The sequence below is a fragment of the Nostoc sp. genome (assembly GCF_036917195.1).
GTDB lineage: Bacteria > Cyanobacteriota > Cyanobacteriia > Cyanobacteriales > Nostocaceae > Nostoc.
Genome location: NZ_JBALDG010000073.1, coordinates 280,579 through 301,564, shown reverse-complemented (window position 1 = coordinate 301,564; position 20,986 = coordinate 280,579). Strand labels below are relative to the sequence as shown.

21 protein-coding genes and 1 pseudogene are annotated in these 20,986 nt (G+C 41.9%); 7 read left to right on the top strand and 15 right to left on the bottom strand.

The window, feature by feature from the left end; all coding sequences use genetic code 11:
• Positions 1 to 327: 327 nt before the first annotated feature.
• From V7K40_RS25340 to V7K40_RS25300, 9 genes are all read right to left on the bottom strand, one after another.
• The gene (locus V7K40_RS25340; RefSeq protein WP_273765975.1) at positions 328 to 672 is read right to left on the bottom strand and encodes a c-type cytochrome; all 345 of its coding nucleotides are present in this window, start codon (positions 670 to 672) and stop codon (positions 328 to 330) included.
• A gap of 244 nt (positions 673 to 916) precedes the next feature.
• On the bottom strand, positions 917 to 1,336 hold the full coding sequence (gene petE, locus V7K40_RS25335) for a plastocyanin (protein ID WP_334964613.1): 420 nt from the start codon (positions 1,334 to 1,336) through the stop codon (positions 917 to 919).
• Between the two features lie 402 nt (positions 1,337 to 1,738).
• Positions 1,739 to 2,230: a photosystem II cytochrome c-550 gene (psbV, locus tag V7K40_RS25330; protein WP_334964611.1), complete on the bottom strand. Its 492-nt coding sequence runs from the start codon at positions 2,228 to 2,230 to the stop codon at positions 1,739 to 1,741.
• Between the two features lie 132 nt (positions 2,231 to 2,362).
• Positions 2,363 to 2,578 (bottom strand): hypothetical protein, encoded by a 216-nt coding sequence (locus V7K40_RS25325; protein ID WP_334964609.1) that lies wholly within the window; start codon positions 2,576 to 2,578, stop codon positions 2,363 to 2,365.
• Between the two features lie 181 nt (positions 2,579 to 2,759).
• Positions 2,760 to 3,596, bottom strand: a complete 837-nt coding sequence (locus V7K40_RS25320) for a carbohydrate ABC transporter permease (protein WP_334964607.1) — start codon at positions 3,594 to 3,596, stop codon at positions 2,760 to 2,762.
• On the bottom strand, positions 3,593 to 4,501 hold the full coding sequence (locus tag V7K40_RS25315) for a sugar ABC transporter permease (protein WP_334964605.1): 909 nt from the start codon (positions 4,499 to 4,501) through the stop codon (positions 3,593 to 3,595). Before V7K40_RS25315 ends, V7K40_RS25320 begins: the two co-directional genes overlap by 4 nt.
• Before the next feature lie 453 nt (positions 4,502 to 4,954).
• Positions 4,955 to 5,146 carry a hypothetical protein gene (locus V7K40_RS25310; protein WP_334964604.1) on the bottom strand — a complete coding sequence of 64 codons (192 nt, stop codon included), beginning with the start codon at positions 5,144 to 5,146 and terminating at the stop codon, positions 4,955 to 4,957.
• Between the two features lie 75 nt (positions 5,147 to 5,221).
• Positions 5,222 to 5,347: a hypothetical protein gene (locus tag V7K40_RS25305; protein ID WP_334964602.1), complete on the bottom strand. Its 126-nt coding sequence runs from the start codon at positions 5,345 to 5,347 to the stop codon at positions 5,222 to 5,224.
• Positions 5,348 to 5,416: 69 nt separating this feature from the next.
• The gene (locus V7K40_RS25300) at positions 5,417 to 6,637 is read right to left on the bottom strand and encodes an ABC transporter substrate-binding protein (protein ID WP_334964633.1); all 1,221 of its coding nucleotides are present in this window, start codon (positions 6,635 to 6,637) and stop codon (positions 5,417 to 5,419) included.
• A gap of 355 nt (positions 6,638 to 6,992) precedes the next feature.
• Between V7K40_RS25300 and V7K40_RS25295 the strand changes: the two genes are divergently transcribed.
• On the top strand, positions 6,993 to 8,411 hold the full coding sequence (locus tag V7K40_RS25295; RefSeq protein WP_334964600.1) for an MFS transporter: 1,419 nt from the start codon (positions 6,993 to 6,995) through the stop codon (positions 8,409 to 8,411).
• Positions 8,412 to 8,493: 82 nt separating this feature from the next.
• Here V7K40_RS25295 and accD read toward each other — a convergent pair whose 3' ends face one another.
• The 5 genes from accD to V7K40_RS25270 all read right to left on the bottom strand — a co-directional run bounded on the left by accD (position 8,494) and on the right by V7K40_RS25270 (position 14,199).
• Positions 8,494 to 9,444 (bottom strand): acetyl-CoA carboxylase, carboxyltransferase subunit beta, encoded by a 951-nt coding sequence (accD, locus tag V7K40_RS25290; protein ID WP_334964598.1) that lies wholly within the window; start codon positions 9,442 to 9,444, stop codon positions 8,494 to 8,496.
• Between the two features lie 585 nt (positions 9,445 to 10,029).
• On the bottom strand, positions 10,030 to 10,878 hold the full coding sequence (locus tag V7K40_RS25285; protein ID WP_334964596.1) for an A24 family peptidase: 849 nt from the start codon (positions 10,876 to 10,878) through the stop codon (positions 10,030 to 10,032).
• A gap of 249 nt (positions 10,879 to 11,127) precedes the next feature.
• Complete coding sequence (locus tag V7K40_RS25280; RefSeq protein ID WP_334964594.1) at positions 11,128 to 11,388, bottom strand: hypothetical protein; 261 nt, start codon at positions 11,386 to 11,388, stop codon at positions 11,128 to 11,130.
• A gap of 197 nt (positions 11,389 to 11,585) precedes the next feature.
• Complete coding sequence (gene leuB, locus V7K40_RS25275; RefSeq protein WP_334964592.1) at positions 11,586 to 12,674, bottom strand: 3-isopropylmalate dehydrogenase; 1,089 nt, start codon at positions 12,672 to 12,674, stop codon at positions 11,586 to 11,588.
• 250 nt (positions 12,675 to 12,924) lie between these two features.
• Entirely contained in the window at positions 12,925 to 14,199 is a 1,275-nt protein-coding gene (locus V7K40_RS25270; protein ID WP_334964590.1) for an APC family permease, read from the bottom strand.
• 122 nt (positions 14,200 to 14,321) lie between these two features.
• Here V7K40_RS25270 and V7K40_RS25265 point away from each other — a divergent pair, with 122 nt between their 5' ends.
• Both V7K40_RS25265 and V7K40_RS25260 read left to right on the top strand, forming a co-directional pair.
• Entirely contained in the window at positions 14,322 to 15,242 is a 921-nt protein-coding gene (locus V7K40_RS25265; RefSeq protein WP_334964588.1) for an NADP-dependent oxidoreductase, read from the top strand.
• A gap of 269 nt (positions 15,243 to 15,511) precedes the next feature.
• Positions 15,512 to 15,763 carry a hypothetical protein gene (locus tag V7K40_RS25260; protein WP_334964586.1) on the top strand — a complete coding sequence of 84 codons (252 nt, stop codon included), beginning with the start codon at positions 15,512 to 15,514 and terminating at the stop codon, positions 15,761 to 15,763.
• 114 nt (positions 15,764 to 15,877) lie between these two features.
• Here the strand turns inward: V7K40_RS25260 and V7K40_RS25255 are convergent, their stop codons facing one another.
• The gene (locus tag V7K40_RS25255) at positions 15,878 to 16,015 is read right to left on the bottom strand and encodes a hypothetical protein (protein WP_334964584.1); all 138 of its coding nucleotides are present in this window, start codon (positions 16,013 to 16,015) and stop codon (positions 15,878 to 15,880) included.
• Between the two features lie 233 nt (positions 16,016 to 16,248).
• Between V7K40_RS25255 and V7K40_RS25250 the strand changes: the two genes are divergently transcribed.
• The 4 genes and pseudogenes from V7K40_RS25250 to purT all read left to right on the top strand — a co-directional run bounded on the left by V7K40_RS25250 (position 16,249) and on the right by purT (position 20,975).
• Positions 16,249 to 17,199 (top strand): ABC transporter ATP-binding protein, encoded by a 951-nt coding sequence (locus tag V7K40_RS25250; RefSeq protein WP_334964631.1) that lies wholly within the window; start codon positions 16,249 to 16,251, stop codon positions 17,197 to 17,199.
• Positions 17,200 to 17,243: 44 nt separating this feature from the next.
• Positions 17,244 to 19,010, top strand: a complete 1,767-nt coding sequence (locus V7K40_RS25245; RefSeq protein WP_334964582.1) for an ABC transporter permease — start codon at positions 17,244 to 17,246, stop codon at positions 19,008 to 19,010.
• Between the two features lie 152 nt (positions 19,011 to 19,162).
• Positions 19,163 to 19,746, top strand: a pseudogene (locus V7K40_RS25240) (pentapeptide repeat-containing protein).
• A 65-nt stretch (positions 19,747 to 19,811) separates the two neighbouring features.
• The gene (gene purT, locus V7K40_RS25235; protein WP_334964580.1) at positions 19,812 to 20,975 is read left to right on the top strand and encodes a formate-dependent phosphoribosylglycinamide formyltransferase; all 1,164 of its coding nucleotides are present in this window, start codon (positions 19,812 to 19,814) and stop codon (positions 20,973 to 20,975) included.
• The last annotated feature ends 11 nt before the right edge of the window (positions 20,976 to 20,986 follow it).

The following is a 20,986-nucleotide window of genomic DNA, read 5'->3' as shown; positions in this document are numbered from 1 at the left end:
AATAACCCCCTAACTGTTAAGGGAGAAGTCGGATTTTCTTGGCTCTGTTCAATATAACTGAATGTAACAATACTATCTTTGGCAACTTGGTATGAGAGGTTAACGCCTGCCGTAAGATGCCCAAAGGGCTGTAGGGAGAAGACCGCGCTAACTGACTATAAACACGCCTAGCTACTTATAGCAAACTTTGAAGTTCCTTAGAAGGAAATGCACTCAGGGATTTTCTACAAATAAATTTTCTAATGTTGTGGGGTGGGCGTCTCGTCTGCCAATAATTAAAGGTAGGCAAAGACACCCACCCCACAAGAACTAAACGGTATTCCTACTTTACCAGCCTTGTTCTGCATTCTGAAAAACGTAAGCAGCTACCTCCAAAATCTCTTCAGGACTTAACTTGCTTTTAAAGGCAGGCATGGCATTTTTTCCATTTTGCACTTGGTGGATAATCGCCTCGATTGAGTCACGATCATAATTTTCTAGGTACTTTGACAATGCTTCCTTTTTCAAGGTTTTCTGGCTAATAAGGATATTACCGCCACCTATATGGCAAGAAGCGCAGTTAGCCTCGAAAATCTTAGCACCGTTAGATGTTTCGGCAGCTAGTGCTGGACTAATGAATGTCAATTTGAATTGGGCGATCGCTAACAGTAGGATTAATAAAAGTATTCTCAACAGTATTTCCTCGCAACAAGCCTCCAGCAAGAGTATAAACGTGATTAATCCCTGATTAAGTCAAATTTGATCAAAAGTGGCGGTAACGAGTTCACACCTCCATCGCCACTGGTTGTTTAGCGTCTTAAGGGAGGATAGGATTCGTTACCGCCATTTATGCATTTTGTGCGTCACTCTAGAAGTGTGGCGTGTTGCTATGAGCTAATTTCACTGAGAAATCATTTTGTGTCAAAGGTTGGTATTTCTAGCCTTGGACAGTGATTGTACCAACCATGTTAGCACCACGGTGAGGTTCACAGTAGAAGGTGTAGTCACCAGCAGCTGCGTCTGCGGGGAAGGTGGTTGTTTCCTTTTGACCAGGACTCATGAGCAACTTCTTATGAGACAGAGATGCTGCTAAATCCTTGCTTTTAGCGGGGTTTTTGGCAGGATCAAACACAACATTATGGGGAGGAACTTTGTTGTTCACCCATTCAATTGTGTCACCTGGTTTAATGGTCAACTTTTTCGGATCAAATACTAGCAGTCCTTTATCACTACCCAATTTCACCTGGTAGGTTTCAGCCGAAGCACTGGGAGTAAAAACAGCAAAGCTGCTAACAACTAAAAGGATTGTCAACACAGTTAAACCAAGACGTCGCCAGCTTGCTGAAATCAATTTCATGGCTCTCTCCTAACAAATAATTTTTTCCTTTCCTCATTTTAAATAAAATCAACACCAAATATGACAATCTGTCATAGATACAATTTTTTTTTTAAGAATGGGCAGCAATTTATTGCCAAAAGCTGTGCAATCAGTAATAAATACTAGACTGCGATCGCCCAAAAAGACTGTAAATAAAGGTAAACTGTCAAACAAAAGATTTTTATTTTTTCTTTAGGAATATCTTGACTTTTCAGAAATTTTTTGTGCAGCAACCAGGAACATTTTGTGCTGCGGTGAGAAGGAAAGCAGCTAAACTTTGGTGAAAACTAGGGATTGGGGACTAGGGACTAGGGACTGAATTCTCTCCAATCCCCAATCCCCAGTACCCAATACCCAATGACTCAGTACTAATTACGGGATTTAGTAATAGATTTTTCCGCCTCCCCACTTAGTGCCAACGATTTTGGGTTGTAAGAGAATATGACCGGCGATCGCCTCCAAGTCATCATCCGTCAGATTTCGCATTGCTGTGAAAATATCTGCGCTTTTGATACTGGGGTGTATTTCGGAAATCTCTTCTTCCCCGTCGTAAGTAGTGGGATTTTTCAGGTAATCCACCAAGCCTTCAACGTTGTTACGGTTGGGTGTTGCCAATGCCAGATCGTCTGGAGTAAGTCCCACGTTCTGGTTTGTCTTGGTAACTCCCCCAGCATGACATTGGGCGCAAGCGTAATTAAATAAGCGTTTGCCTTCTTTGACTTGTTTTAGGCTAAGTACGGTGGTTTCACCTTCAGTATTTAATGGCACTGTTCGGGTAGCTTTGTCCAGTTCCACTGCTGTCGCGCTACCGACAATCAACCCAAACGTGAGTAAAACAGTAGCCACAACAACGCCAATTAGTCTTCTAAACATGTTTCCCCTTAAAAATTTTGACGCTCAACACAGCTAAGAAAGCGATTCTCAATCTCCAAGCTACTAATTGCTAATGACTCATTGTTTTTTGTCATTAGCTATCAGTGATTAGCCAAAGTCCGAGATAACCCTTCAGGTGATCTCGTTATCACCCACCAAGTTGCTGGTACCTTTTGGGCGTATTTCAGACGATATTTGGGAAATAATTGCCTTTGCATCTTCTAACGCCAAACGGGTCTTTTGGTGTTTGTAGGCAATTCCCAGTTGGTTGCACAGAGAAAACACTTTTTCTACAGGAATGCTGTAGTCGGCTGCTATCTCTGCGATCGATAGGTCTACAAAACCCATAATGCTTGTTTACTGATAGATCGAGATTGAGTCGCTGTAATACCAATATCACGTTAGGAGTGCAATTTGTTGCCCGAAATACGGTTTGGGGATCGGAAGGGGGAAGAGGGCAGGGGAGCAGGGGGAGCAGGGGGAGTAGGGAAGAGTTTTCCAATGCTCCATGCCCAATGTCCTATGCCTATTAACCCTTTCCCCCGGTAAAGGTAACGCTTTGAATAAAGTAACGATTAAAAAAGGCGTAAATGCCTAAAGCTGGCAGGGTGAAGACCATAGAAGCCGCCATAATGTAGTTCCAGTAGCTGATATATTGACCTTTGAAGGTGTTCAGCCCCAAAGGGAGAGTAAACATTTCTGGGTCAAATAGGATAACTATAGGCAGTAAAAAATTATTCCAACTCCCCATGAACACAAAAACTGCCTGTGCTGCTAGTGCTGGTTTTGCTAAAGGTAAAACAATATGTCGGAAAATTCCAAAAGTATTTAAGCCATCGAGTTGAGCTGCTTCTTCTAGTTCTTTAGGAAAATTAACAAAAAACTGCCGCATCATGAAGATAAAAGTGGCATTGACCATGCTAGGTACAATCATGCCTTGGTAAGAATTCAGCCAGCCGATCGCTTTCAAAATCAAAAATGTCGGAATTAGGGTGATTTGCGCTGGTACTGCCAGTACTGCCAGGATTAGGAAGAACCAAAAGCGCTTGCCTATAAAACGCAGTCTTGCCAAAGCATAACCAGCCATTGAATTTAATAACAAGTTTAAAAGCGTGACGCTAACGGCAATCACCACACTGTTGAACAACCAGCGCCAAAACAGCGGTTCTTGCAGAAAGATTTGCCTGTAGTTGTCAAGAGTAAAATTCTTGGGGAGAAAGTTGGCTTCACCACTGACAATCTCTGTTAGCGGCTTAAATGATGCTGAAAGTGCCCAGAGGAAGGGAATTAAGGTGACGATCGCATAGAGTGTCAGCAAGACGTACAACAAGACTTTGAGCCAGGATAAGCCAGAGATGTTAGTCAAATTCGTTCACCTCCAAAAAGTCGCCGCTGAATCAAAGTGATGGCAATAATCACTGCTGTTAACAAAAATGCGATCGCAGCTGCATATCCCATTTGTAAATTCCGAAACACAGCTTGGTAAATTAGCAGCACCATAGTTAAGGTAGCGTTGTTTGGCCCGCCAGTACCGCCAGAAAAGATGTAAGACTGGTCAAAAAGTTGAAAAGTGCCAATCACCCCCATTCCTATCACAAAGAAGGTTACAGGCTTCAGCAAGGGAAGCGTAATGTGGATAAATTGCTGCCACCCATTTGCGCCATCGAGTTGGGCCGCCTCATAAAGTGTTTGGGGTATATCCTGCAACGCCGCCAGATAAATCACCATGAAAAACGGCGCAGTTGACCAAATGTTCATGATCATAATCCCTTTGAGCGCAACTGCTGGGTCACCCAACCAGTTATAAGTAGGTAGCTCGATAAAAGCGAGAAAATCATTTAGTAGGCCATTAGTGTTATAAATCCACATAAAGATGAGCGTCAGCACTGCTGAAGAAGTGACTGTGGGCAAAAAGTAGAGGATGCGCCACCAGTTTTTACCGCGAATTCCAGAATTCAGAGTTACCGCCAGAATTAAAGCTAGGACTGTTTGAATTGGCACAACAATAGCTACATATTCTGCTGTGTTTCTCAAAGCAATCCAAACCCTTTCATCTTCAGCTAATCGTGTAAAGTTCCGAAAACCGATGAACTGGTACTCAATACCGCCGAGGAGTTGAACTTTTTGCAAGGAAAGAAAAACAGCGTAGAGAATGGGCAAGACTACAAAAGTTCCTAAGACCAGAATGGTAGGCATCATAAACATATACCCAGCCATGTTTTCTGTGATCTGCCACCTGGGGTTACTCCGCCGCCTGCTGATTTCAAACACTACTGAACCTCCACCTAATCTCGCACTAACCCGACTGTAGCGATGGGTCGTGCATGATTATTTATCGTACTCCGTGTTCAAAACTCGAAACTTTGTGTTTAGAACTCGAAACTTTGTGCTCAAAACTCGAAACTTCGTGTTCAAAACTCGAAACTTTGTGCTCAAAACTCGAAACTTCGTGTTCAGAACTCGAAACTTCGTGTTCAGAACTCGAAACTTCGTGCTCAGAACTCGAAACTTCGTGCTCAGAACTCGAAACTTCGTGTTCAGAACTCGGAACTTCATGCTCAGAACTTGAAACTTCGTGCTCAGAACTCGAAACGCCAAGCTTTTTTTTCAAAACTTCGTGCTCAGAACTCGAAACTCCGTGTTCAGAACTTGGAATTTCCAGAATTCCAGAATAAGTGAAGAGTTAGCTTTAAGAAATATGAGACTCAACTTACAATCTCACCTTTACAAGGCTGTTTCGACACGATTCAAAAATTCGCCCAAGACTTGCAGGAATCGTTTTGTCTCTTCTAGATGAGGCATATGTGAACTATTTTCAAATAGCACCCACTCAGAGGCAGAAATACCCTGGTGAACTGTTTTAACACAAGTAGGCGTAACCTCATCGTAGCGACCTGAAAGTAGCAGTGTCGGCACGATAATTTCACCGAGGCGGTCTTCAACATTCCAGTCGATGATTTTGCCTGTACCCCGAAACTCTGTACCAAATTTTCAACGTTTGAAGCAATTGGCACGAGTAAACTTTTCTGCAATCTCTTGCACTTGGCGATTTTCCAATACCTGGCACTGGTTCCAAGAGCGATCGCAGCGCACTAGCCAGAAGTAATCAAGCTGCAATAATTACAGCCGATAAAGAGATCGCAAATTTCTACTCAGAAGTGATTTGGCAAAGGTAAGAAAGATTGCTTATTCCATCGCCTTAATCTGCTGATTAGCTTCATTCTGTGCCTTCAGCATCGCTTGATTTAATGGTTGTTGACCAAGTAAGGCGCTGACAAACTGGTTATCAAAGTTATTCACGATCGCCCCTGGATATTTAGCTACCTGCCAAGGTGTAGCATAATCAACTCCCGCCACTAATGGCGATCGCAATGAGTCTTGGTCGTAGCCCAAATTCTTTGCAACTGATTTACGTGTTGGTAAAGCAAACCCTTTTCCTGTCCACTTCTGCATCCCTTCTTTACCCGTGAGATAGGAAATCAACTCCCAAGCTTCGGCTTTGTGCTGTGCTTGCTTGTTCATCACATAGGCAACAGTAAACACCATCGTGCCTTTTTTATCATTAATAGTAGGCACTGGTGCGGTAGCAAACTCTAATTCGGGAAAGGTTTCAGTTAGATAGGGAATTGCCCAGTTGCCTTCAATCACCATTGCCACTTTACTCTGACCAAACATTTCACTACCTGAGTTTGTCCCCACATCAGATTTTTGCGCAGAGGAGTGGTCTTTTTGATACTGGTCTACTACCAACTCTAAACCCTGCAAACCTGCCACACTGGCAAAGTTAGCATAACCATTTTGATTAACAAGTTGTCCACCAAAGGCTTTAATTTTATAAGCTTGACGCGCCAATTCGGGAATTTCTCCAAAGCCGTACTTGTTAATTTTGCCTGTCAATTGTTTCGAGTAGTTACGTAATTCCTCCCAAGTAGCTGGCGGATTACTCAAGCTTGCGGCGGCGAATGCTTTTTTGTTATAAAACAGAGCAAGGGTAGAATAGTCTTTAGGAAAACCGTAAATCTGGTTTTGGTATTTGAAGCTGTCGAGTAGGGTATCCTCAAAGTCCGTTAGGTCAAATTCGGGAGTGATGTAAGCATCTAACGGTTCCAGAACATTCTGACTCATCAAGAAAGGAGCTTCCAGCGCATCCAGATAAAAGACATCAGGCGCAGCTTCCCCAACTAAACGAGTTTTGATTACATCCATGTATTGGTCGGAGATTACCTCATATTTCACCTTAATAGTTGGATGCTGTGCCTCAAAGTCTTGCAATACCTGTCTCAAAAGTTTTTGCTCAACAGGGGAACCTCCCCAACCACTAAGTTTAATGGTGACTGCGGTAGACGCTAAGGGTTTGCTTGGTAATTGTAGACTGTGACAAGCAATGATGGCGATTGCGATCGCCATTACCAGTCCCAAAAAATTCAATAATCTTTTCTTGATCACAGACAAATAACAGTCTCTCTCCTCACTTATTATCTTGTGTTATTAATGAGTGAAATTTTACTTATGTGAAATTTTTGTTGAAAATTGCCAGTTGAAATAACGAAAACTTATCAGGGATATTAATAAAAGCATACTGAGTTCCTCTACCTTACTTATTATCTTGTGTTATTAATGAGTGAGATTTTACTTATGTGAAATTTTTGTTGAAAATTGCCAGCTGAAATAATGAAAACTTATCATAAATATTAATGAAAGCATACTGAGTTCCTCAACAATCGGTTTTACATCAGAATGTTTTACTCATAAACAATACATTATGAATTTTGTTCAGGTTGAAACAACTGTGCCACTAACTCTGGAAATTTCCCAGATTACCTTACCACCAACAGCATTCTCTCCAACCTCTCGAATTCCCAAGGATACTATTCGCACAAGTCTAAGAGCCTCCACTACAGATTCTGTCTTAGCAGCGGTTTACTCCCTTGGAACTGGCGGGATTTTACTCAGCAATTTCTTGGTGGAATTAGGTGCTAGTCCAGTGGTTTTTGGGATGCTGTCCTCTATCCCCATGTTGGTCAATCTGGTTCAGCCGTTGGGTGCTTACTTGTCTGAACGCTGCACCAGCCGATTTGAATATTCTCTTCGGACACACGGAATTAGTCGGCTGCTATGGCTGGTTCTAGTAATCAGTATTGCAGGCGTAAGCTGGGGAGTGGTTAATACTGACCAGTTAGTGATATTGACACTCTTGATTGTCCTATTTAGCAATCTTTTAGGAGGATTAGGAACGGCATCGTGGTTAAGTTGGATAGCAATGATAGTTCCCCGGCAATTGCGAGGCAGGTATTTTGGCATACGCAATAGTGCTGCTAGCCTCACGAATTTGGTTTGCGTACCAATGGCCGGTCTAGCTGTATCACATTGGGATGGTGGAACTCTACAAGGCTATGGGGTGATTTTGCTGGTAGGCATCGTGTTTGGAATTATAGGATTAGGGTGTCAGTATTTCCAAGTGGATATGAATCCGCGATCGCAAAACACTTATTATGGCAAGTTACCTCAAGCAAGTGAGATTCAGCCAGAGGTTGCAAAAGATGAATCTTCTGAAGTCGCTCAATCAATTCATCCACCACAAAACCAATTAGCTGACAGTCTTTGGAAAAACTCTAACTTTTTGAGATTTCTGCTGTATTTTAGCTTCTGGACGCTTGCTGTGAGCCTCAGTGAGCCTTTTTTTAAGCTCTACATGCTGGACAGGCTGGATTTGGATCTGAGCTACGTGACTATCTACAACAGCCTTCAGGCGGGGGCAACTTTGCTGATGCTCATCCTGTGGGGCAAATTAGCAGACAAGATAGGCAATCGTCCAATCCTCATTTGTATTGGGATTTTGGTTGCAGCCACACCACTGCTGTGGCTGGGGATTGGTGTTAATCGCCTTGACATCTGGTTGTGGTTACCCCTGTTACACATCTTGAGTGGAGGGACTTGGGCGGCGATTGACTTGTGCAGCAACAATATACAATTGGCGATCACACCAAATAAAAATCAGTCTATCTATTTTGCGATCGCAGCTGCCGTTGCTGGGGCGAGTGGTGCTTTGGGCACAACTATCGGCAGTTTTATTATCCAATTTGCTCAGTTTGGAGGCTTACTGGGGTTGTTCGCCCTCTCTAGTCTATTCCGACTAGCAGCGCTTATTCCACTGCTTTTTGTCAAAGAGCCGGGAAGATGAGAGAGTGAGGAGTTAGAAGTTAAAAGTCAGGAGTTATGAATTTTATACTCATAACTCCTGACTTTTAGATGCTCACTTTTGACTATTCGGCTGCGGTAGAAGTCAAGGACATTGTTTCCCACAACACCATATGAGGTGTTGTTAGTACAGGCTGATGTAGGGCAATCAGCTGGGTTAAGGTGTTTTTTAATTGGGTACGGGGTACGATATCATCAACAAAACCGTGTAGAAGCAAATCTTCAGCAGTCTGAAAATCATCGGGTAATTTTTCGCGTAGGGTTTGCTCAATCACTCGCCGACCGGCAAAACCAATGGTTGCCTTGGGTTCTGCCAAAATGATATCACCCAACATTGCAAAACTTGCGGTAACGCCGCCCGTGGTGGGATTTGTCAAAACGGGAATATATAATAGTCGGGCATCTTTATGGCGCTGTAGGGCTGCGGAGATTTTCGCCATCTGCATCAGGGAGAGCATTCCTTCTTGCATTCTCGCGCCACCGGAGGTGCAGACAATAACTACAGGATACCGCCGTTGAGTGGCTTGCTCAATCATCCGAGTGAGTCTTTCTCCCACGACCGAACCCATACTACCACCCATGAAACGGAAGTCCATAACCCCAAGGGCAATAGGCAAGCCATTGATTTGACCCAAACCAGTTTTAACCGCGTCTATTAAGCCAATTTTCTCCTGCATTTCCCGCAAGCGATCGCTGTAGAGTTTGCGATCGCGAAATTCCAGCGGATCCGTTGGACGCAAATGCTCGTCCAGCGGTTTCCAGGTATTATGATCTATCAATTGACGGATGCGCTCATCGCTGTCTACCCGATTGTGATGACCACATTCGACACAAACCATCTGATTAGCTTTTAGGTCTTTTGTGTATGTCAATACGCCGCATTTAGAACATTTATTCCATAGACCATCAGCAATTTCACGTTCTTGGCGTTCAAGGCTGGTAGATCCTGATTTTCGTCGATTTGCAAACCAATCAAATAGAGACTTTAAACCACGTGATTCTTCGTTGTTAGCCATTTTTTATTTTATTTTAAGTGGGTATGAGGTCGAAAACATGTCAAACCGTATCGGGTTATCCTTAGTCTTTTGTCATTTATCTTTATTAATGACTCATGACTACATCGTCAAACTACGCTTTTAAGCAATTCAGACCTTAATTTTCATCTTTGGTTGCCAGCTTAACGAAAATACTTATGCCAATACAAGTCTCTTAGTCTTGATTTCAGCAGACTTAATTATATGGACGTACTGACAAAGCCATGAGAATACCAACCTCCAAATAAGATGCTCTCCCCTCCTACCCAAATCAATTATTCGTATTGCTAGGTTATAAGCAACCAGCATCTATTGCACTAGTTGTGCTTGCCAACGGTTAATCGTCGTTAAGAGGGTAATACAAGTCACAAGCTGAATATTATCAAAATATGAAGGGCAGATGGGGTAATGCTGGTTACAGTCATGAATTATAAATATTTCTTATGTAAGGGCATTGGGAAGAGGCAGAGGGGCAGTTCTTGCTGGAAGTAGAGGAGAAAGAGATAATTTTATTATTCTCCCCCTTGCCCTCTGCCCCCCTGCCTCTTCCTGAATGCTCACTCCAATTCAAGAGGCTGGAAAAAATAACCGCAGGTAGCTAGACAAAATGGCTTCGCCGCTAAACAGAGTAATCACAGATCCTAAAGCCAGAAAAGGGCCAAAAGGCATCTTTTGTCCTAACCTTTGTCGTGATGTCTCTTGAGTCCCGGCTTTACGTCTACGCATAATAATACCGCTGCCAACTAACGCTCCCAGCGCACAGGCAATAAAACTAGCCAAGAGCAAATATTTCCAGCCTAACCAGGCTCCCATCATAGCTGCTAACTTGGCGTCACCCGCACCCATTGCAGTTTTACTAAAGGCAATTGAACCCAATATGGCGATCGCATCAAACAGCCATAAACCCAATACTGCACCAACTATCGCCATCATTAGGTGATTTACCAATGTTACCGAACTAGTCTCTGGTAAAAAACCAACCACCATTTGAAACAAAATCCCTACCACCAAACCCGACTGAGTAAGTGGATTGGGTAGAGTCATTGTATCTAGGTCAATAAGCGATAACGCCAATAACCAACTACAAAAAGCCCAATAGCCTATTGTTAAAGTCGAAACTTGAAATACTAAAAAAATCAGTAAAAAAATTATGCCCGTTACCCCTTCTACTACAGGATAACGGACAGAAATTTTGCTTTTGCAATATCGACACCGCCCTCTTAACGAAATCCAACCAAATACTGGTACATTATCGTAAGCTTTTAGCTGGTTTAAGCAATGGGGACAACGAGAAGGCGGCCAAAGAATTGATAATCCAGCAGGTAGCCGATAAACAATAACGTTAATAAAACTGCCAATAGATGTACCCAAAGCGAAGACCATTACACTCGCCAAAACGGCGAACAAAATGTCCATATAGTCCTTTATCAATTGTCCTGTGTCATTTGTCGTTTATCTTTTGTCCTTTGTCGAGAGTTAATCAATATTGACTCCCGATTCTGGCAATTTTGGATTTTAGATTTTAGATTTCCCTTTCAATCCAAAATCGTTCGACTGAGCGCTCACGCCGTACCCCTACGGGGAAGCAAGCTACGCGTAGCGTTCCGCAAGAAAGTCCAAAATTCAAAATCTAAAATTAAATGACTCTTGACTTTTGACTCCTGACTAATACATATGCGATTCAATTTGACTCAAGGGCACAAAACATTCTTGAGGTAAGAGAACTGGTTGGTTAGTAAAAATAACCTTACCTCGATGATTTACACGATTAATTGCTACACCAGAAGGTTGCCCAGCTATTTCGGGATGTACTTCACAGTGAGTATAGTATATCTGCCCAGCAGCTCTGATTACAGCGGGATCAATCAAAGGCGATTGGTTCTTCGGGGCGGTAAAATTTACTTGACCTTGTCGTAATGCGTGCACTATCGACTGTTCTTTGATTGCTAGATTTCCCTCTAGTCTACCCGAAACTTATAGCAAAGGTTGCCAAATTGCCCAGGTTGCACTTTAAAAACTCGTAATTCGTAATTTTGTAACAGAAAGGGGATTTAGACCCCACTTGAAAACTTAGCTACCTGTGGAGGTAGAGGTCTCAAACGCTATGCTTAATTACAATGAAATTATTTTGTTTCAAGAGCTAGAATCAGTGCATTGCCCATAGCACGGCAACCTAAGAGATTTTTTCCAGGAGAAATTATATCCCCGGTGCGATCGCCTTGCTCTAAAACTTGCAATACGGCTTGTTCGATGTGATCTGCTGCTTTTGGCTGGTCAAAACTGTAGCGTAACATCATCGCCACACTCAAAACCTGTGCTAGAGGATTTGCCTTATCAAGTCCGGCAATATCTGGGGCGGAACCATGAACTGGTTCAAACACACCAGGCCCTGAAGCGCCCAAACTAGCCGAGGGTAACATCCCAATACTACCCGTGAGCATGGCAGCAGCATCAGAGAGAATATCACCAAACAAATTGCCTGTGACGATGGTATCGAACTGCTTGGGAGCGCGTACCAACTGCATAGCAGCATTATCTACATATAGATGAGAGAGTTCGATATCTGGATATTCCGTACTAAGTTGGGTGATGCGATCGCGCCACAACTGAGATACTTCTAATACGTTCGCCTTATCTACTGAACAAAGTTTTCCGCCACGTTTTTGCGCTGCTTCAAAGGCCACCCGCCCAATACGTTCAATTTCTGATTCTGTGTAAACCATTGTATTTACACCGCGTTTCTCACCAGTTTCTGTGGCAAAAATCCCTTTAGGTTTACCGAAGTAAATTCCACCAGTGAGTTCGCGCACCACCATAATATCCACGCCTTCCACAACTTCATGTTTCAAAGTCGAGGCGTCGATTAGCTGGGGCAAAATTTTCGCTGGGCGCAAATTGGCAAATAATCCCAAACCTGCACGTAGTCCTAACAAACCTGCTTCTGGGCGCAAATTAGATGGCAGGGAATCCCACTTATAACCACCAATGGCGGCTAGTAACACAGCATCACTGTTACGGCAAGTCTCTAGAGTGGCAGATGGTAGGGGTTCGCCTGTAGCATCAATTGCTGCACCACCAATGAGGGCTTCTTGGAATTCAAACTTCAGATCAAATTGCTTCCCTACGACTTTCAGCACATCTATCGCCACTGCCATAATTTCAGGGCCAATGCCATCGCCCGGGAGTAGAGTAATCCGGTAGTTCTGGGTCATAACTGGTTTTTACTCGGTAAATGCTTGCAGATTAAATATCATACCTAGCAAAATGTACCGATGGAGTTTTTAATTTATTTGGGTGCGGCTCTTTTGATCCAAAGAAAAACGTGCTGCCCTATGCTTTGTGAGGTATTCGCCCCCGATGGCCACAAGGAAAGGAAAACCAGGAAAAACAGAGTCAGACTCATCAACATATCTGTTCCTAGATTCACTTTTGAAATACGTCCTAGATTTGAGCAAAGCTTCTTCAAAGGTGTAATTGTCGGTTCTTGGACAAGTAGTAGATTACTTCGATACCTATGGCTACTCCTACCATAAACACTAAAACCCAGACGGTTTGTGGATCTGTTTGCAAAGCAAACCAAATTAACATTCCTAGTGCTACCAAACATATTCCAACACCTAGAAGTGAAATCCACTGCTTACTTTTGGTATAACGATGCATCCGAGCATTGGCTAAATTAACCGCAGCAAATATCAGGAGAAACCCGGCACTACCCATCGTTGAGATCCGACTTATATCAAAGAAATTAGCGATTATTAAAGTAATACCACTAGTAATAAATAAGCCAATTGAAGATTGGTCACGGCCATTTATTTCGCTGCCATCAAACCCCCTAGATTTAGCAATAACAGAGCTAAAACGAGCTGAACCGTAGAGTGTTGCGTTACTAGCTGAGAGAGTTGACAAAAGAGCCGCAATAGTCATCAAAACAGCTCCGAATTGCCCCATAATTGGTTTGGCAACCTCAGCCAAAGTATAGTCTTTTGCTGCCAAAATCTGTTCTATTGGTTCTGCTCTCAATGTGACGAGTGCTATTAAAACGTAAAGCAAAATAACGAACCCGATTACAGAGTAATAAACTCGTGGCAAAGTATGCTTGGGATTGACAAGATCCTCTGCTGTATTGGCGATTAGCTCAAAGCCTTCATAAGACAAGAAAATCACCATTGCTCCTGCAAAAATTGACTGTAGCGACGACACTGAAGCTGGTTGTAGATGGGAAATGTCGATATGACTGCTCCCCATAATAATGAACAGTATCAAAATCCCCAGTTTGAAGCTGACAATCCAGATTTGAGATTTACCAATATGATTGGCAGTCAGTAGATTTAGTCCAGTTGTCCCTAAAATTGCCAAGCTAATCAGTAAGTGCTTCCAAATAGGTTGAGTAGACTCTGTGAATAAACTAATTCCATAACTACCAAAAGCCTGCAAGTAAAAGGAAAGCATGACTACATAGCTAAACCATAGTAGAAGATTCAGTGTCCCACTAAACAGCCCTAGACCAAAAGCCTGGTTTAAGAAGGTTACTGTCCCACCTCGACATGGATGAGCTACCGAAAGTTTGGCATAAGCATAAGTAGTTATCAAAGCTATTGTCCCTGCGATCGCAAATGCTAGTGGTGCGCCTGCATCAGCTATTTGAATTACAACTCCCAGTGCTGGAAAAAGTCCACCGACGATGCCTCCTACACCCAATGCCCACACAGACCAAAAACCTATTTTTTTGCTTGACACCTGTAACCTCTTTAAGAATAGATAGTCTTATAGTCGTTGACCAGCACGCAAATAATCAAGCTGAACATTCTTATTACACTCTTCTCTGTCCATATTTATTGAATTAAACAGGAGCAAGGAAAATGAAAGCAATAGTAATCAAAGAATACGGCAACGATGACGTTCTAAATTATGCCGATGTTGAACGCCCAAAGCCGAAGGCGGACGAAGTTTTAGTTAAAGTTCAGGTCGCGGGGGTTAATCCGGTTGACTGGAAAATCCGCAACGGTTTGGGCGAAAGGCTTGGTCTGAAACTACCCATCATGCTCGGCGGCGAGATTGCCGGAACAATCGAAAGAATTGGCGATGATGTCAGAGGTTTCAAAGAAGGTGATGCGGTTTACGGCATCATAAGCTCTGGAGGTTTCGCCGAATACGCGATTGCCAAAATGGGTGATATTGCGTCTAAACCCCAAAGTCTCGATTTCGAGAACGCGGCAGCGGTTCCACTCGGCGCGTTAACCGCATGGCAGGCGATTTTTGATTTAGCCCATCTCAGCAGCGGTCAACGAATTTTGATCACCGGTGCCTCAGGCGGAGTCGGTTCGCTGGCTGTTCAACTTGCCAAAGCAAAAGGCGCATACGTCATTGGTACGGCTTCGGGACGCAATGAAGAGTTCGTCAGAGATTTAGGCGCGGATGAATTCGTTGATTACACAAAGCAAAACTTTGAAGCAGTCGTTAAAGACGTTGATGTTGTCTTTGATGCGGTCGGCAGCGACACGTTCGAAAGAGCGTTCCAAACTTTGAAAAAAGGTGGCTTTCTGGTAACGTCAGTAGCGTTTCCGTCCGAAGAAAAAGCGCAAGAATTTGGCGTCAAGGCCGCGCGGGTCCACTGCAAGCCAAACGCAGACCAATTAGCTGCCATCAGCGCATTGGTTGACGAAGGCAGATTGAAAGCGCACGTCGCAACCGTTTTGCCGCTCGTAGAAGTGAAAAAGGCATTCCAACTTTCCGAAAGTGGGCGTACACGCGGCAAAATTGTTTTGCAAATTGGGACATAATTTTGAAACACCAAGCGCGGCAACGGCAACTCACCCAACCACAGCCTAACAAAGCGCTATACCCGACTGCCTATAGCTCTGCTCGTTCTTCGCTGTGTTCTGGTGCTGTGTCTTGGAATTTTTGTAAAGTATTGGAGTGAAAAAGCAAAATTTTTGACTTAGACAGGACTTACGCAAAATCATGAAAAAACGAACCGCAAAGGACGCAAAGGTATAAGGTTTGAAAGAGTCATTGCGTAAGTTCTATTAGAAAATTATTTAGTTTGACTATGACTGCAAATATGTCAGTTCTAACTGATAGTAAAACCTTGAACGAAGTGGTGAACTGTTTAACCGAAAACATTTCAATAAAGTCTCAAGGTAAGTGTGAACAAAAAAATATCTTTAAAATTTTAATTCGGGCAGCCACTCAAAGAGATAGTCTTGAAAACACCACCAAAGTCTTAAAAAATGCTAATAAAACTAAACGTGAAACTTTTGGCGAGGCTGGGTATCCGTTCCTGAAACTGCTATGCAATTAGTTCATCTGGTAATCGGATTAATAACGTCATTCCACCACTGTCGGAAATAACTTGACACTAAGGCAAAAATTCAAGGTTTTATTTGCAAGGATTTCCTAGATAGCAGAATAAAAATTAATAAGTAGGTAAGGCATACGCCCTACCTACTTTTGCATTGTTGGCAAAACTTAGTCCCCATTGCCTACCATCTTCAATAGCATAAGCAATAGTTTGCCCGATAACAGGCATATTGATAATCGATTCAAAATCCATACAGCTTTTACCTGATTAACTGAAAAGACCTAGAGATTTCTAGTTTTGGTATTCCCAGTAGTAGCCAAATAATTATTGGTATTATTTGAAACTTTATTGAAGATAATGGTAAATAATGCCCATCACTCAAAGCAGCTTTACATAAAGCCAGTTTCAATTTCTGAAACAAGCCTGACAGAAGTTGTAGAAAGAGGTTAGGTTAAGTGTTAATCACAAGCCGCACCCCAGCAGCGATGGTAAAAGAATTAGCAATTTGCACCCGTGGACTAACTAAGCAATTTGACCGGCATATTGCTGTCAATGATGTTGATTTAGAAATTCAGGCAGGGGAAGTATATGGACTGATTGGGCCGAATGGTGCGGGTAAAACAACTCTCATCCGAATGTTGGCAACTGCTGAGGAACCAACTACGGGTGAGATTTATATTAATGGCGATCGCCTACTCCGTGACAAGAGTAATTCCAAACTTAAGCGTCGTCTAGGCTACTTACCCGATGACTATCCGCTGTATGAGGATTTGACAGTCTGGGATTACCTAGATTATTTTGCGCGTCTCTATCGCTTGCGAGAACCACGCCGTACTCAACGCCTGCATGAAGTTTTAGAACTAATCCAACTTGGTAATAAACGCAATAGCCAAATAGTTACTCTGTCGCGGGGGATGAAACAGCGCTTAAGTTTAGCGCGAACCATTATCCACGAACCGATTTTACTACTACTGGATGAGCCTGTTTCAGGACTTGACCCCATTGCTAGGATGCACTTTCGCGAAATCATTAAAGCTTTGCAAGAAGCTGGGATGACTGTAATCATTTCCTCTCACGTTCTCAGTGATTTAGCGGAACTATGTACTTCTGTAGGAATTATGGAACTTGGCTTCTTGGTAGAAAGTACCTCGTTACAACAACTTTATCAACGTCTTGCCCATCAGCAAATTGTGATATCAACTTTGGGAAACCTAGAAGCAGTTTTAAGGGAATTGAAACATCATCCTTTAGTAGAAGAGTCGGAGGTGATTCCAGGAAAAAACAGCGTGCGGGTGAATTTTTCGGGGAAAGAAGAAGATAGTGCTGAGTTGTTGCGATCGCTTATAAAAGCAGGCATTCCCCTGACTGATTTTCACTGCACACAAGAAGACTTAGAAACTATTTTCCTTAAATTAGGTCACAAACAAGCATCTTAATTAGTCAATAAATATCACTCCCCATTTTTGGAGATTTTTTTCTTATGATGCTCAATTTAATAGACAAAATCGGTCATTGGAATCCGCAACTATTCCGGGAACTCAAAGGACGCCTAAAATTTTTTAATGTAGCGATCGCAGTTGCAACATCTTTACTTCTACAACTGGTAGTTTTTTTATATCAGTTCCGCGAGTTTCCTGATGATAAATACTCCCTAACTGGTACATACTGTCGTTTGCGTAAACTATACGAACAGCAACAAAACGGGGTTTATCGGCAATCAGATCAATTTCAAATTGCTGATTTAAATTATTTCCTTTCAAATAATTATTGTCCTCAAAATGAAATTGATTGGCAGTTGTGGTGGCGAGACCACTGGGAATATATATTTCTAACATTTAGTGTAATTTTTGTATTTACACTATTAGTTGCAGGAACTTATTTGCTAATCAACGATTTAGCCAAAGAAGAAACTCGCGGTACGCTGAATTTCATCCGTCTCAGTCCTCAATCAGAAACAAGTATATTGACTGGCAAGTTACTAGGAGTTCCGAGTTTAATTTATCTCATTATCTTAGTAGCAGTTCCTTTACATTTGTGGGCTGGCTGTTCTGCCAAAATTGCCTTTAGTTACATTTTGAGTTACTACGCTATTCTTGCTGCTAGCTGTATTTTATTTTATAGCGCTGCGCTTCTCTTTGCTTTAGTTAGTCATTGGTTTAGTGGTTTTCAGCCTTGGTTAGGTAGTGGTGCCGTTTTCCTTTTTTTGTTCACAACGATGGTGCTAGCATCGTCTTCTAGCAATACTTTAAATAATTCAACTGTTTGGTTTAGACTTTTTAGTGCTTGGGATACAACAAATTATTTATTTCCTAACTTGTTCCATCTATCAAATGGTTCTCCCCTGAAAAACTGGCAGTTTTTCTATTTACCATTAGGGACAAGTTTTGTTAATGTTGTTGGCTTCCATTTATTAAATTTTGGATTGTGCAGTTACGGAATTTTAGAAGCTCTTAAACGTTGCTTCCGTAATCCTCAAACCTCAATAATCAGCAAGAAGCAAAGTTATTTTATAGTAGCTTTTTACCAATTGATGATATGGGGATTTGCCCTACAAAATGGTAAAAATAATGACACATGGGATCAACAAGTTGGGGAAAATTTCGTTTTGCTAGCACTGTACAACTTGGTGTTGATTTTAAGTTTAATTGCCGTTCTTTCCCCTCAGCGTCAAGATGTACAAGATTGGGCAAGATATCGACATCAGGGAGTTTCTAGCCACAAGAGTGTTTGGCAGGATTTAATTTGGGCCGAAAAAAGCCCTGCACTCGTGGCGATCGCAATTAATTTAATAATTGTTACTATCCCCTGGTTAGTTTGGCTTTCACTTACATCTGTTGTTGATGCAAACGATGGCCGAACTTGGATCGTTAACGAGATTGACAGGTTTAAAGTACTTTTAACTATAGCTTTGTCTATCAGCTTAATGATGATTTACGCTACCATCGCCCAATTGATACTTTTGTTGAAAACTCCTAAGCGTTCTTTCTGGGCAATTGGGACTTTAGGTGCAGCCGTGTTCCTACCACCGATGATTCTAGAATTTATCGGTATCTCCTCGTGGAAACATTCTACTGTATGGATGTTTACAACTTTTCCTTGGGCAGCTGTAGAATCTGCTGGGGTGACAACAGTTTTTATGGCACTGTTAGCTGATTTAAGTGTTCTAGCGTTGTTAAACTTCCAGTTGGCAAGGCAAGTGAGATTAGCAGGCGAATCTGCTACGAAAGCATTATTGGCAGGACGTTAGGTAAGTAGTTGAGACATGTTAGATCCCCGACTTCGTAAAAGTTGTCGGGGATCTTGTTTTTCATGAATGATTTCAGGCTGCTATATTATCTATTATTTACCAAAATTGTCGGTTAAATTTTTAATCAGCACAAATATCACAGCGATCTAAAAATTACGCTAAATCTCCCGACTCAAGACCTAAGCTACACAGCTATTCAGTTTTTAGAACAAAGTCCCCCACAGCGTCTACAAATTCTTAAGAATCTGGGTATAGCTCGTTATGAATTTTTAACCAAAATCCGACTAAATGAAGCAAACATCATCTGTATGATGCGGTTTTTTAAATATCCAAGTCAGCTAAAGTTTCCTAATCTTATAGGAGCAGATTTATCTGGTTTAATTTTAGATGGGGTAAACTTGATTCGAGGAAATTTATCAGAAGCAAATCTATAAGGTAATAGTTTAGTCAATGCAGACCTCTTATTTGCAAATTTTACGAAAGCCGACTTGAGAAATGCAGATTTACAAGGTACAACTCTTAATTATGACTTACGCAAAAACCCTCTCAAACTCTCATTTCTCCGTGACCTCTGCGTCCTCTGTGGTTCGTTTTCCGTTACCTGTGCGTAAGTCCTATTAATGAAACTATTTGGTTAGAGACTTTAGTAAATAAGTGTCAGCTTGGCGTAAGTACTGGTTTAACTCAGCTACAACGTCAAGATTTACAACTGCGTGGAGCTAGATTTAATTCTTGAGAAGATGGTAATTAAAACACACAAAATTATAAGATGATTAAATTGAGATTGACCTGGATAAGTTAATGAGTATTAAGTTGCCCCAAAAATTGATGTTGCTGGGTTCAGGAGAGCTAGGTAAGGAATTTGCGATCGCTGCTCAACGTCTTGGTAATTATGTGATTGCCGTTGACCGCTACGCTAATGCTCCAGCGATGCAAGTTGCTGATGCTTATGAAGTTATTTCTATGCTCAGTGCTGATGATTTAGAAGCTGTAGTGACAAAACATCAGCCAGATATTATTATACCAGAAATTGAAGCAATCAGAACAGAACAACTGCTCGAATTTGAACAACGAGGGATTACAGTTATACCGACTGCGGCTGCTACTAACTATACAATGAATCGCGATAGAATTCGGGAACTTGCACATCAAGAATTAGGCATCAGAACGGCTAAATATGGTTATGCAATAACTCTAGAAGAATTGATTGCAGTTTCTGATGAAATTGGGTTTAGTAATGTTGTTAAACCCGTGATGTCATCCTCTGGAAAAGGTCAGTCTGTGGTACAAGAAAAAAGTGAAGTTGAGAAAGCTTGGAATTATGCGATCGCTAATTCTAGAGGTGACAGTCAAAAGGTGATTGTAGAAGAATTTATTAACTTTGAAATCGAGATAACTTTACTAACAATTAAACAGTGGAATGCACCCACTATTTTCTGTTCTCCTATTGGTCATCGCCAAGAACGAGGCGATTATCAAGAATCATGGCAACCCGCACTAATTTCTGAAGACAAGATATTAAGAGCAAGAGAAATAGCCATAAAAGTCACTGATGCTTTAGGAGGAGCCGGAATTTTTGGCGTTGAGTTTTTCATTACCAAAGATGAAGTAATTTTTTCCGAACTTTCTCCCAGACCGCATGATACGGGTATGGTGACATTAATCTCACAAAATCTTAATGAATTTGAACTACATCTGCGAGCTATTTTAGCCTTGCCAATTCCTCATATAGAACAGCTAGGAGCATCAGCTAGTACGGTAATTTTAGCTTCAGAAAAATCTGATTCTATTACTTTTGGCGGTGTAGCCGATGCTTTATCAGAAAAAGATGTAGATATTAGATTATTTGGTAAACCTAATGCTCATCCACATCGGCGAATGGGAGTAGCTTTAGCGAAAGGTGTGAATGTCCAAGAGGCTAGGGAAAAAGCTACGAAAGCAGCAAGTAAAATTAAAATTATTTAATTACCGTAGAG